The 13,345-nt window shown below is 40.5% G+C and carries 13 protein-coding genes and 1 tRNA gene; 6 read left to right on the top strand and 8 right to left on the bottom strand.

What is annotated here, in order from left to right:
* Positions 1–14 precede the first annotated feature (14 nt).
* Entirely contained in the window at positions 15–836 is an 822-nt protein-coding gene (locus QMN06_RS03580) for a TorF family putative porin (protein ID WP_281971158.1), read from the top strand.
* Positions 837–899: 63 nt separating this feature from the next.
* Here QMN06_RS03580 and QMN06_RS03575 read toward each other — a convergent pair.
* Positions 900–976: transfer RNA gene (locus QMN06_RS03575), tRNA-Pro, on the bottom strand.
* A 36-nt stretch (positions 977–1,012) separates the two neighbouring features.
* Entirely contained in the window at positions 1,013–1,744 is a 732-nt protein-coding gene (locus QMN06_RS03570) for a lysophospholipid acyltransferase family protein (protein WP_281971157.1), read from the bottom strand.
* An 86-nt stretch (positions 1,745–1,830) separates the two neighbouring features.
* On the opposite strand from QMN06_RS03570, the gene QMN06_RS03565 reads away from it, so the two are divergent.
* From QMN06_RS03565 to QMN06_RS03550, 4 genes are all read left to right on the top strand, one after another.
* Positions 1,831–2,709: a UDP-2,3-diacylglucosamine diphosphatase gene (locus tag QMN06_RS03565; protein ID WP_281971156.1), complete on the top strand. Its 879-nt coding sequence runs from the start codon at positions 1,831–1,833 to the stop codon at positions 2,707–2,709.
* The gene (locus QMN06_RS03560; protein WP_281971155.1) at positions 2,706–3,740 is read left to right on the top strand and encodes a glycosyltransferase family 1 protein; all 1,035 of its coding nucleotides are present in this window, start codon (positions 2,706–2,708) and stop codon (positions 3,738–3,740) included. The genes QMN06_RS03565 and QMN06_RS03560 overlap by 4 nt, the downstream gene beginning before the upstream one ends.
* Before the next feature lie 4 nt (positions 3,741–3,744).
* The gene (locus QMN06_RS03555) at positions 3,745–4,161 is read left to right on the top strand and encodes a diacylglycerol kinase (RefSeq protein WP_281971153.1); all 417 of its coding nucleotides are present in this window, start codon (positions 3,745–3,747) and stop codon (positions 4,159–4,161) included.
* Between the two features lie 295 nt (positions 4,162–4,456).
* On the top strand, positions 4,457–5,185 hold the full coding sequence (locus tag QMN06_RS03550) for a GNAT family N-acyltransferase (protein WP_281971719.1): 729 nt from the start codon (positions 4,457–4,459) through the stop codon (positions 5,183–5,185).
* A gap of 15 nt (positions 5,186–5,200) precedes the next feature.
* Here QMN06_RS03550 and QMN06_RS03545 read toward each other — a convergent pair whose 3' ends face one another.
* Positions 5,201–6,760 carry a Ppx/GppA phosphatase family protein gene (locus QMN06_RS03545; RefSeq protein WP_281971151.1) on the bottom strand — a complete coding sequence of 520 codons (1,560 nt, stop codon included), beginning with the start codon at positions 6,758–6,760 and terminating at the stop codon, positions 5,201–5,203.
* 105 nt (positions 6,761–6,865) lie between these two features.
* Here QMN06_RS03545 and ppk1 point away from each other — a divergent pair, with 105 nt between their 5' ends.
* On the top strand, positions 6,866–8,953 hold the full coding sequence (ppk1, locus tag QMN06_RS03540; RefSeq protein WP_281971150.1) for a polyphosphate kinase 1: 2,088 nt from the start codon (positions 6,866–6,868) through the stop codon (positions 8,951–8,953).
* A gap of 1 nt (position 8,954) precedes the next feature.
* On the opposite strand, the gene phoR is transcribed toward ppk1, so the two are convergent.
* Genes phoR through pstA form a run of 5 tightly spaced genes read right to left on the bottom strand, consistent with a single transcriptional unit; the run spans position 8,955 to position 13,345 of the window.
* Positions 8,955–10,262, bottom strand: coding sequence for a phosphate regulon sensor histidine kinase PhoR (gene phoR, locus QMN06_RS03535; RefSeq protein WP_281971148.1), 1,308 nt, complete (start codon positions 10,260–10,262; stop codon positions 8,955–8,957).
* Between the two features lie 22 nt (positions 10,263–10,284).
* The gene (phoB, locus tag QMN06_RS03530; RefSeq protein WP_281971147.1) at positions 10,285–10,998 is read right to left on the bottom strand and encodes a phosphate regulon transcriptional regulator PhoB; all 714 of its coding nucleotides are present in this window, start codon (positions 10,996–10,998) and stop codon (positions 10,285–10,287) included.
* Position 10,999: 1 nt separating this feature from the next.
* Positions 11,000–11,704 carry a phosphate signaling complex protein PhoU gene (gene phoU / locus QMN06_RS03525; RefSeq protein ID WP_281971146.1) on the bottom strand — a complete coding sequence of 235 codons (705 nt, stop codon included), beginning with the start codon at positions 11,702–11,704 and terminating at the stop codon, positions 11,000–11,002.
* A gap of 25 nt (positions 11,705–11,729) precedes the next feature.
* Entirely contained in the window at positions 11,730–12,506 is a 777-nt protein-coding gene (pstB, locus tag QMN06_RS03520) for a phosphate ABC transporter ATP-binding protein PstB (protein WP_281971145.1), read from the bottom strand.
* A complete protein-coding gene (gene pstA / locus QMN06_RS03515) occupies positions 12,503–13,345 on the bottom strand; it encodes a phosphate ABC transporter permease PstA (RefSeq protein WP_281971144.1) in 843 nt (280 codons plus the stop codon). The genes pstB and pstA overlap by 4 nt, the downstream gene beginning before the upstream one ends.

The following is a 13,345-nucleotide window of genomic DNA, read 5'->3' as shown; positions in this document are numbered from 1 at the left end:
AAGTTAATTTTTTAATGCCATCTCTTGCTCTGCCAAATTCTTTTTTTGTTTTGGCTATCCTATTACTTCAGATAGGTGTTTTTTACCCTAAAGCATCTCTCTTTGCGTCTGAGCTCGAACAAGACTCTCAAACAATAGAAGCCCCATCAAGCTCCCCTTTATCTTTCAATATAGGAATTGATAGTGATTATCGCTATCGTGGAATATCTCAAACTAAAGGGAAGCCAGCATTAAGCTTTGGCTCTGATTATGATCATTCAAGTGGCTTGTATGTAGGTACATGGGCATCAACGCTCACTTGGCGAAATGATGACTCGCAAATACATTTAGGCCCCTTAGAGCTTGATTTTTATGGTGGATACAAGTTTAACCTTGGCAAGTTAGATTTAGATGTGGGGGTTTTACATTTTGAGTATCCATATAAAAACACTCCCTCGGGACCCGGTCGACTAACACCCTTCGGGACAAACACTACAGATTGGTATGTGGCAACTACCTATAAACAATTAACGCTCAAATATTCACAAAGTTTTACTCTGATTTTTGGTGACCCGGACTTTGTAGGTAGTAAATACATTGAAGCTAGTATCCCATTTGAACTAGGTAATGACTTGAGTCTAATTGCACACATAGGTAGACAAACCTTTCAGAACTCAACCTACACAAAAGCTAGATATACAGATATTTCACTTACGTTAAGAAAAAGCTTTAAAAATGGCATAGAAGCCTCCTTAGTTGCTATATCGACTAACGCACTGCAGGAGGACTATACATCAGACAATGGCAACTTTGACGGAAAACCGGCACTAATTGTTGGTATTAAGTATATTTTTTGATTCTCCCTAAATATATCGCTGAGATACGCTGAGATATATTGGTACTGAGATGTATCGAAGAATTGGTCGGGGCGGTGGGATTCGAACTCACGACCCTCTGCTCCCAAAGCAGATGCGCTACCAGGCTGCGCTACGCCCCGATCATCTAGTATTCTAACCTGTTTTAGAAAACTTTCCTAATTGTTTGTGCATCTTGAGCTATTTATTTTTCCCCAAGCCTCATCAGAGAGGGATTTTCTGTCTAGTCTGCTCTGACATTCTTCCATGATTGCGACAGTAACTTTGATTGGCGCTGCCTTCACGGTATTTGCAATTGATTCCAACAACCCCATATCTCCAATAAATGCAGGGCCATAACTGATTCCCCCACTCTGTAAATCGGTGTAAGTAATAGAAATTGGCTGACAAGCGACCTGCGCTTCTAATGCCGCCTGAAATAAATTCGGCTTAAAAGGTAAAACATGATCCCCAATAGATGAGGTTCCCTCAGGAAAAATACAAATATGATCCCCAGAACCAAGTGCTTGAACCATCTGTTTAGAAACATTTTTAGAGTCGCCTTTTCGCTGACGATCAATAAATAAGGTATTAAGTTGTTTGGCAAACCAACCAAAAACTGGCCATTCCCCAACTTCTTTTTTTGCCACAAAACGCATGGGTTGCCATGCATTGATCACGTGAATATCCAGCCATGAAATATGATTCGATACATAAAGTACTCCAGAAGCTGGTTGGTTTAAATTACCAGTAATTTCAATTTGTACTCCTAAAATACGCAGTAATTTTTGACTCCAATTCTGCAAAAATTGATTTCTGCGCTCTTGATCTGCAAACCGAAATGGCAAAATAACAACATAAAAACCATACAGAACGTGACCAACTATTTCTAAATATTTGAATAAAATCATAGGCTTTTTTAAATAAAATTACATGTAACACAAATGACTTAAATCGTTCATGCTCCAGTCATTGTACTAGGGCTTAATGAATTTCCATGATGCAATATCGCGCAATTTGGATTTCTGATATTCACTTGGGTACCTCTGGTTGCCAAGCGAATTACCTCCTCGACTTTTTAAAACACAACGATGCCCAAACATTTTATCTGGTTGGGGACATTATCGATGGCTGGCGTTTAAAAAAGTCTTGGTATTGGCCGCAAGCACACAACGATGTGATTCAAAAGCTATTACGCAAAGTGCGTAAAGGTGCAGAAGTGTTTTATATACCAGGCAACCACGACGAGGTGGCACGTCAGTTTATCGGTATGTCTTTTGGCGAAATTCAAATACAAAATGAAATGATTCATGTGACTGCCGATGGTAAACGACTCTGGGTCACTCATGGCGATTTGTTTGATAGCGTGATGCAATATGCCAAGTGGTTAGCCTATTTGGGGGATACGGCATATACCTGTATTTTGGTTGTCAATCGTTGGTTCAATAATATTCGCATCAAACTAGGCTTTCAATACTGGTCTTTATCTCAATACCTTAAACACAAAGTAAAAAATGCCGTGAGTTTTATTGCCGACTTCGAGGCAATTATGGCTCGTGAAGCTCGCAAAAGAAAATGTGATGGTGTTGTCTGTGGCCACATTCATAAAGCAGAAATTAGAGATATTGATGGCCTACTGTATTGCAACGATGGTGACTGGGTGGAAAGCCTTACCGCCCTTGTTGAAACGTTTGATGGTGAGTTAAAAATTATCCACTGGCCACATATCCTGCAAGGTTCAGAAGAAGTGGTATTCGAACCTATTGTCATTACTTCACACCAACCTCTGAGTATGCCAGTTAAACCTTTTCCAATACACGCACCAGCTGTTGCAAAAAGCTCCACTCCAATCCCAACCTTAGAGTTAACCGAATGAAAATAATGATCATCACCGATGCTTGGGAACCTCAAGTCAATGGAGTAGTAAGAACTTTGAAGCAAACAAGGAAAGAATTAACTTTAATGGGCCACGAAGTCGACATGATTACGCCATTAGAATTTAAAACCTTCCCATGCCCCACTTATCCTGACATTTCCTTATCGATACTGCCAGCTAAAAAAGTCTCAAGAAGAATCAAAGCATTCAAGCCTGATGCAATACATATATCTACAGAGGGGCCACTTGGATTAGCTGCGCGTTCGTTTGCAATTAGAAACAAAATTCCTTATTCAACGGCATATCACACTCGGTTTCCAGAATATGTTCATGCGCGTATCAAAATTCCATTAGCGTGGACCTATCGATTTTTAAAATGGTTTCATGGCCCGTCATGTGCTGTCATGGCACCAACCCCTGCGGTTATGCAAGACTTACAAAAATATGGCTTTACCAATGTGGTTCTTTGGAGTCGTGGTGTGGACTTAGATCGTTTTCAATTTCAGGAATCGAACATTATTAATCATCCAAAACCTATCTTTTTATATGTCGGTCGTGTTGCCGTTGAAAAAAATATCGAAGCATTTTTATCTCTTGACCTGCCTGGTTCAAAAGTGGTGGTTGGTGACGGTCCAGCTCTTGCCTTACTCAAAGATAAATACCCAAACGCCACTTATCTTGGGGGTAAAGACCAGGCTGACTTACCACCTTATTATTCTTCTGCTGATGTTTTTGTATTCCCAAGCAGAACAGATACTTTTGGTTTAGTTCTCCTGGAAGCGATGGCTTGTGGACTGCCGGTCGCCGCCTTTCCTGTTACTGGCCCCATTGATGTGATTGGCAATTCAGGCTCTGGTGTTTTAAAAGAAGATTTGCGCGAAGCGTGCTTGGAAGCTCTAAAAATCCCCAAGGAAGCTGCGATTGCACATGCAAAGCTATATTCTTGGAGAGCTGCCAGCGAACAATTTGCAAAACATTTAGTGCCAGTTCCAGAGGGACTCGTTGAACATAGTACCGAAATAGAGATCTAATGCCATGAGCGAGAAATACTCCATTGACCAAAACCCGCATAAGGGCAACAAGGGGATAACAAGGGCTTTTCGTGCTGCTGTGAACTCTTGGAATGGATTGGTATTTGCTGTCCGTGAAGAAAGCGCCTTTCGTCAAGAATTAACCCTGGCAAGCGTGTTAGTTCCGCTTAGTTTTGTTTTACCAGTCTCACCAGCAGAACATATTATTTTATTCGGATCCGTCATCTTGGTTTTAATCGTTGAACTACTGAATTCAAGTGTCGAAGCAGCAATCGATCGTATCTCATTTGAAAAACACGATCTCTCACAACGCGCTAAAGACTTTGGTAGTGCCGCAGTCATGCTTGCACTTATTTTGTGTTTATTTTCATGGGTTTGTATCTTATTACCCATCATTTCAAGATGGTCATCTAGCGATTAAGTTTTATAAGCTGTAATCTCTGTGACATTAAATTTAAATATAATTATCATAAATTAAACGAAGAGTTGAACATATGAAAGAAATCCCTAATCCTTTACAGTCATTAAACTCCATTGGAGAAGGGATCACGACGAAAATTGCTGGAAAATTAACTAGTAAATTTTCTGAAATTCAAAAGTTTAATAAATTTGCCAAGATTTTTCCCTTAAAAAAGAAGGCTAAATCTAAAAAGCGCCTCAAACGAATCAAGGCTTTGCGCAAAACATTGGCAGAAACTCCATTAGCAGCTCCCGCCATCAAAACGCAAAAACAAAGCCCAATTCAAGTCTACGTAGCGCGTGATTCTTCTGAAATCAAAGAAGCCCAACGTCTGCGCTATCGAGTTTTTGCAGAAGAAATGGGTGCTAGCCTACCTTTCAATGCTGAGGGACTTGACATTGATTATTTTGATGCCTATTGCGATCATTTAATCGTTCGTGATCGTGAAACCCTTCAAGTTGTTGGTACTTATCGCGTCTTACCCCCTGAACAAGCAAAAATAATCGGTAGACTCTATTCCGAGTCTGAGTTTGACTTAGCTCGACTGAAACATCTTTTGCCAAAAACAGTTGAGATTGGTCGTTCATGCGTGCATGAAGATTATCGTTCTGGTGGAGTAATTATGGCTTTATGGGCGGGCCTTGGTTCATACATGAAGCAACATGGATATGAAATTATGTTGGGTTGCGCAAGCGTTCCAATGGGCGATGGTGGTCATTATGCAGCTAGCTTGAACCGTATTTTTCAAGAAAAATACTTATCGCCAATTGAATACCGTACCTTCCCAAAACTTCCATTACCACTTGATAAATTAAATACCACTCTAGAGGTAGAAGCACCGCCACTGCTCAAAGGCTACTTAAGGGTAGGAGCAAAAATTTGTGGCGAACCAGCCTGGGATCCTGACTTTAATACCGCTGATTTTTTAACAATGTTTAGACTTTCAGACATCAGCCCCAAATACGCTAAACACTTTTTGGCTTAGCACTAACCGATCGTCTTAGTAAAGGTCAAGGATGTACTCGCTGTTGACCTTGGCCCAATCTTCTGCTTCTTTTTTAAGACTAAACTCGGTCAAAGGATGGTCATCTAACCATTTCTTTGGAATGCTTACTTTATATCCTTTAACTGTTTGCTGAACCAATATCTCCGGAATCTCTTCATGAGTTCTTCTTCTAGCTAAAACCAAAGCAAGGCGCAAACAAAACAACATCCGCCAATCGATAAAATGGTTGTTCGATGATACTTTGGCAAGCTTTCCTATATGACCTAATAAGAGAGCCGATAAACGCGCCTGATCATTTTTCGAGAATCCAGGCATGTCTGCATTTGCAGATATATAAGCAGAATGCTTGTGATAACCATTATGTGAAATGGACAAACCAATTTCATGTAACCTGGCAGCCCAACCCAATAAAGAAAGATTATTGATTCGATCTTCATTTTCAGGCATCGGAAATTGCTCTAAAAATAAAGTCGCTAATTGCTCTACGCGCAATGCCTGCTCAATATCCACGGAGTAACGCTTCATGAACTGTTCTACCGTAACAAAGCGCATATCATGGTGCTGTGCTCGACCAAGGAAGTCATATAAGACCCCCATCCGCAACGCCGCCTCTACAATCTCCATTGAATCAATTCTTAATTCGTCAAACGCTGCAATCATAATCGCTAGGCCGCCGGGCAACACTTGCCGACGATCTGGCTTAAGACCAATCAATGTAGAAGCTTGCATCGACTCCGACTCAATCAAAGAACTTTTCAGATTCTCTAAACCGTCCCGAGTTATCAGCCCACTAGAATCAAAGCCTGTATACCCGCCACTCATTCCATCAAATCCATTCAAAACAATGAGCTCAGCAATTGCTTTTGCTGTCCCAGATGAGCCAATCACCTGATCCCAACCTTTTTTGCGATATTCTTTTGCCAAAATCTGAATCTCTTGTCTAGCAGCTAACTCGGCTTGCTTAAAGCTGTAAGCATCCACCGCGCCATTAACGAAAAACTTTTGACTATGAGATACACAACCAATATATAAAGACTCCATGAGCTTTGCTTCATACCCATGACCAATAATAAATTCTGTGGAGCCACCACCAACGTCAATCACTAAGCGATTACCTGAATTAGCAGGTGCGCCGTGCGAAGCACCCACATAGACCAAACGTGCTTCCTCACGACCAGCAATCACCTCAATGGGAAAGCCCAAAGCAAGCTCAGCTTGTTGAATGAATTGGGAGGCATTTCTAGCGACACGCAGTGTATTGGTAGCAACTGCTCGAACTTGCATTGGGGAAAAACTTCGTAAACGCTCCCCAAATCTGCGAATCGAGCTTAAGCCTCTAGCAAATGCCTCAGCATCAAGATTTTTTTCACTATCTAAACCAGCAGCTAATTTAATCGGATCTCTAAGAGTGTCTACTGGACGCAACTGATATCCAGAGGGAGTTTCCAAAATTTGTGCAACAACCATTCTAAAACTATTTGAGCCTAAATCAACCGAAGCAATGAGCTTAGGATCTGATTCTTTTTTAGTCGATGATTGCAGTTCGAAAGACATACCTTCTTTTATATTTATATACAACTGAATAATATTTCATTTTTGTGATACTTTAATGAATTACTATCATCAAGATGAAATATTTAACTGAAACAATGATTTAACATGCTTACTTCCCACATCCCACTGCTCAACCGAGAAATTGGTCTTTTAGAGTTTAACTCTAGAGTATTGGCTCAAGCTGAAGATCTTACTGTTCCTCTTCTTGAAAGACTACGTTACGTTTGTATTGTATCAAGTAACATGGATGAGTTTTTTGAAATCCGCATGGCTGGTCTCAAAGCTCAATTAGCCGAAAATTCTAATAAAACGCTTGAAGACGGACTTACTATTGAGGAATCCTATCAACGGCTTACTGAATTTGCCCATCATTTGGTCAATAAAAAGTACGCGTTGTTACAGCAATCCATCTTGCCAGCACTTGCCTCAGAAAAAGTACTTTTTAAATATCCTTCAACTTGGACCCCAAAACTGCATCAATGGGCTCGGGATTTTTTTCATCGTGAACTAGTTCCATTGTTAACGCCAATCGCTTTGGATCCCGCGCACCCTTTTCCACGGGTGATCAATAAAAGTTTAAATTTTTTAGTATCTCTCGACGGGAAAGACTCTTTTGGACGCAATGCTTCTTTAGCCGTGGTACAAGCCCCTCGATCTTTGCCACGCGTTGTCAGAGTGCCAAAACAATTTGAGTTAAAGGAAGAAACTTGCTTTATCTTGCTTTCTTCGTTCATGCAAGCATTTGTGGGAGAGCTTTTTCCGGGCATTCAAGTAACGGGCTGTTACCAATTTAGAATTACGCGAAATTCTGATCTTTTTGTTTCTGAAGACGATATTACAGACTTAAGAAGTGCTCTTCAGGGCGAGTTACCTACTAGGCACTTAGGTGATGCAGTTCGCTTGGAAATTAATGCAAGCACACCTGATAGACTCGTTGAGCGAATCTTAAATGAGTCAAACCTTCAAGAGTCAGATTGCTATCGGGTTAGTGGTCCCGTCAACTTAGTGCGGTTAGTTCAAATCCCCGATCTAATTGATCGACCAGATCTGAAGTTTGTGGCTGCAACACCTCAATACCCCTCAGTTTTTATGCAAGATCAGACAATCTTCGAAACAATCAGTAAGAGGGATATTCTCCTGCATCATCCTTACGAAAGTTTTGAACCCGTTTTAGAACTGCTTCGCCAAGCTGCTCATGATCCTCAAGTGCTTGCCATTAAACAAACGGTCTACCGAACGGGAGATGAGTCACTTGTGATGGATGCACTCATGGAGGCAGCTAAAAACGGCAAAGAAGTTACGGTTGTTGTGGAACTGTTAGCGAGGTTTGATGAACAAACGAATTTGCAATGGGCGGCTAAATTAGAGGCGGTTGGTGCACATGTGATCTATGGTGTTGTGGGGCATAAATGCCACGCCAAAATGCTACTGATTGTGAGACGTGAAACCATTCAAGGAGCAAGGGGTAAAGGTAAAACTATCCTGAAACGTTATGCCCATTTAGGTACCGGGAATTATCACCCGCGAACTGCAAAACTTTATACGGACTTCGGCATCTTAACGGCTAATGAACAAATTACATCTGATGTTCATTATGTGTTTCAGCTACTGACGGGTACTGGCAAGCAAATCGCCTTATCTCACCTTTGGCAATCCCCCTTTACGATGCAAGAAGAAATTATTAAGCATATTAGAGCAGAAACAAGAGCTGCAAAGGCAGGCAAAAAAGCTCATATTATTGCCAAAATGAATGCTCTTTTAGAGCCAAGTGTGATTCAAGAACTATACCGAGCATCTCAAGCGGGTGTAAAAATAGACCTAATTATTCGGGGTGTTTGTGCTCTTATGCCGGGTGTGCCTGGGTTATCTGACAATATCAAAGTACGCTCTATCATTGGGCGTTTTTTAGAGCATCATCGCATTTATTACTTTTATGCGAATGGTTTGGAAAAAGTCTATCTTTCCAGTGCAGACTGGATGGATCGGAATTTATATCGTCGCGTAGAAGTAGCATTCCCAATCCTTGACCCCCAAATTAAGGCGCGAGTAATTTTTGAAGGTCTCAAAGCACTACTTCAAGATAATCAAGCTGCATGGATCATGCAACCAGAAGGTCATTATCAAAAAATTAAATCCAAGAGTAAATATCCGTTTATCGCACAACTAGAACTTCTCAAAATGATTCAAGGATAAATTAATCAAGTTCTTTTTCTTCTTTACTCATTCGATCTTTATTAAAAATAATAGAAAAGACGCTACCTACCGCTAGGGTACTTTCGATATTCAGTAAAGCCGAATGACGCATCGCTACGTGTTTCACAATAGCTAAACCTAAACCCGTCCCGCCCGTATCTCTAGAACGACTTCGATCAACGCGATAAAACCGTTCAGTGACGCGAGCAATATGTTCAGGTGCAATGCCAATCCCTGTATCTCGCACAGAAAAAATAGCGCCACCATCTTGGGTATCTTCCCAGTACACATGTATCGTGCCACCTTCCGGTGTGTAACGAATCGCATTCGTAAGCAAATTACCAAAAGCAGAAAATAATTCATTCTCGGCACCAAATATATTCTTCTGCGACAAAATAGACATACGAATGATGTGGTTTCCGTTAGATAAACCTCGCCCATCTTCAACGATCCTTTGCACCAAATCAGCAATTTTTACAACCGATGTTTTTGGCGAAATAGGGCTATGATCAAGTCGTGTCAAAATCAACAGCTCCTCTACCAAAGTCAACATACGTGAGGATTGCGCACTCATCATATGGATATATTTTTTTCTTTCAACTTCGTTCAGCGGTAAATCTCGTAAGGTCTCTAAAAACCCATTTAATACAGTCAGCGGAGTACGCAGTTCATGCGAAACATTGGCTACAAAATCTTGACGGATAGATTCATTTTTTTTCAGAATAGTAATATCCTGACTGAGTAACAGTTTCCGATTTTCTCCGTAGGGAAAAACTTGCAGTAACAGCATCAAATTACCATTGACTCCCATGAAGTCTAAATTTAATGGCTCAGAAAAATTGGCCTTGACCATATACTTTACAAAATCAGGATGTCTTAACAAAAAGGTGATGGGTTGACGAGCATCACGCAAGGGGTCAAGCCGCAAATGTTCTTTACAAATATTGTTGCACCACTCAATTTGATCTTCTTCGTCGAGCATTACTAGTCCATTTGGTGATGCTTGTACAGCTTGAATAAATCGCTTGTACTCCAACTCAGACTGAAGAATTTCTTGTCGCCAATCTTTGGCTTTTCTCTCTATGTTTGAAAAAATATCTTGCCAAATACCTAAACCACGTCGATGACCAATAAGATCATCGTCTTTTAATGCTTTTAAAAGACGGTATTGATTCCAGGATTGATAACAGACAAAAATGCTCAGGAAGAAAATACTAAAGTAAAGACCGTATTCAACTGAAAAAAAATGGCCTATAACTGCACTCAGCAGAAATATAGACCCTAAAGAATAAATTGTCCGAAGCCCCATGAGTATCATGGAAGCTATTATTTCACGAAACGAGTGAAGGGTTGCGCGTTAAGCGATAACCGCTGCCACGAACGGTTTCAATCATGTTTTCGCAACCGACTGGCGCTAAGGCTGCGCGTAAACGCTTGATATGAACGTCAACTGTTCTTTCTTCAACAAAAACATGATCTCCCCATACCTTATCTAGTAATTGACCACGAGCATGGACACGCTCAGGGTTCGCCATTAAAAAGCGTAAAAGTCTAAATTCTGTAGGCCCAAGTTCAATTTTTTGCATTTCATCATGATTTTGGAAAGTCACGCGATGCGTAGTCGGATCCAATTTCAGAGCATTAATTTCAATCACTTCATCGGTTAACTGTGGTGATTTGCGACGTAAAACTGCACGTATTCTAGCAACTAACTCTTTGGGAGAAAATGGCTTGGTTAAATAGTCATCTGCGCCAGCATCTAAACCTGCAATTTTATCCATCTCTTCGCTTCGAGCCGTCAAAAATATGATTGGAATATCTTTTGTACGATCGTTATTGCGCAAGTCTTTTGCAAACTGAATACCAGACTTACCAGGAAGCATCCAATCTAAGACGATTAAATCTGGCAACACATCTCTCATTAACATCGCTGCTTGATCAGCCTGAAATGCCCTAACAGGTAAAAAACCTTCGTGGCTTAAATTAACAGAAATGAGTTCTGCGATGGACGGTTCATCTTCGACGATTAGTATGCTACTGGCCATATTATTTATTCGCTTCTTGGATTAATTGTTCATGCGGTAAATGCCTCACGTCCATCCCTTTATCTACATAAATCACAAACTCAGAGATGTTTTTAGCGTGGTCACCAATTCTTTCAACTGCTTTAGCAATAAACAAAATTTCAAGTGCTGTAGAAATAATGCGTGGATCTTCGCTCATATAAGAATTTAACTTACGTACAAAGCCACGGAACTCATTATCAATTTCTAAATCATCTGCAACAATCGTTGCCGCAGCCTTAGAATCCATTCTAGCAAAAGCATCTAATGAACGGCGTAATAAGCCTAATGCCATTTGACCAGCAATACGTATTTCAGCAACGTTGATTTGGTATGGTGCATTAACTTCTGCAATTTTTTTAATTCTTGCAGCGATATGATCTGCCTCATCACCTACACGCTCAAGATTTGAAATCGCTTTTGCAATAGCTAAAACTAAGCGTAAATCTTTTGCAGTCGGTTGACGACGTGCCAAAATTTCAGCACACTCTTTGTCAATATTGATTTCAAAATCATTCACAGCTTTTTCTTTTGCTAAAACCTCAGATGCGAGTTCAGCGTCCATCGTTGAAAATGCCTTCATTGCATTAGCTACTTGAGCTTCAACTAAACCACCCATTTCTAATAAATGAGCACTAATCGTATTTAAATCAGCTTCAAATTGTGAAGATAAATGTTTCTCAGTCATGTCGTTCCCCTATATCCGTATGTAATTAACCAAAACGACCAGTAATGTAATCTTCTGTTTCTTTACGATCTGGCTTTAAGAAAATTTGTTTAGTTTCATTAAATTCAATTAATTCGCCAAGGTACATAAACGCTGTAAAGTCAGAAACACGAGCAGCTTGTTGCATGTTATGCGTAACGATAGCAACTGTATAGTCATTTTTTAATTCATGAACCAACTCTTCTACTTTACCAGTTGAAATTGGGTCAAGAGCTGAGGTTGGTTCGTCAAGTAACAACACTGAAGGCTTCACGGCAACTCCCCTTGCAATGCACAAACGTTGTTGTTGACCGCCAGATAAAGACAAACCACTTTGGTTCAGCTTTTCTTTAACTTCATTCCATAAAGCTGCTTTGTTTAAAGCCCACTCGACACGCTCATCCATATCTGCTTTGTTGAGGTTTTCATACAACTTTACGCCAAAGGCAATATTGTCATAAATTGACATTGGGAACGGCGTAGGCTTTTGGAAAATCATACCAACTTTAGAACGTAATAAATTGAGATCACGCTCTTTATCTAGAATGTTTTCACCGTATAAATTAATTTCACCTTCAGCACGCTGTCCTGGATATAAGTCGTACATACGGTTAAATGTACGCAATAAGGTAGATTTACCACAACCTGATGGCCCAATGAACGCAGTAACTTTATTTTCTGCAATGTTTAAATTAATACTTTTCAGACCCTTAAATTTTCCATAAAAGAAATCCAAGTTACGAACTTCAATAGCGTTTTTCAAGTTATTTGTATCTAGCGTCATGATTTCTCTCTAAAAAATACGCGGGCAAGAACATTCAGGCCCAAAACAGTTAAAGTAATAAGTAATGCACCACCCCAAGCTAAATTCACCCAGTTTTCATATGGACTCAAGGCGAATTGATAAATCACAACGGGTAAGTTAGCCATCGGCTTATTCATATCAGTACTAAAGAACTGGTTGTTAAGGGCGGTAAATAGTAATGGAGCAGTTTCACCACTCACGCGTGCAACTGCCAATAAGATACCTGTCATCACACCACTTTTCGCCGCTCTTAAAATGACTGAAAATGAGACTTTCCATTTTGGAGTACCTAAGGCATATGCTGCTTCACGTAATGTTCCTGGGACAAGACGAAGCATGTTTTCAGTAGTTTTTAAGATCACAGGCACTGCTAGTAAGGATAAGGCCATTGTTCCTGCCCAACCTGAAAAGTGCTTTACCTGAGCAACTAAGATCGCATATACGAAAAGACCGATCACAATCGATGGGGCTGACAACATAATGTCAGTCACAAATCGTGTAATACCGGCAATCTTGCTGCGATCACCATATTCGGCCATAAATATGCCAGCCAAAACACCAATCGGCGTACTGATCAACGTACATGACACAACCATCATGAGCGAACCCACGATAGCGTTTGCAAGTCCACCACCATCAGATCCCGCAGCTGGTGTACTCTGAGTGAAGAAATTGCCACTCAACGCTGCAAATCCTTTTGAAAATAGAATGAATAAGATCCATAAAAGCACAACCATTCCAAGCAACATCGCAACCATCGATAGGGTTAACCCAATCTTGTTGGTGCGCTTCCTTCTGTTGTAAATTCCGATATCCAT

It is taken from the genome of Polynucleobacter sp. SHI8, from assembly GCF_027944005.1.
In the GTDB taxonomy this organism is placed as follows: Bacteria; Pseudomonadota; Gammaproteobacteria; order Burkholderiales; family Burkholderiaceae; genus Polynucleobacter.
This window is presented reverse-complemented; position numbering and strand designations above follow the sequence as displayed.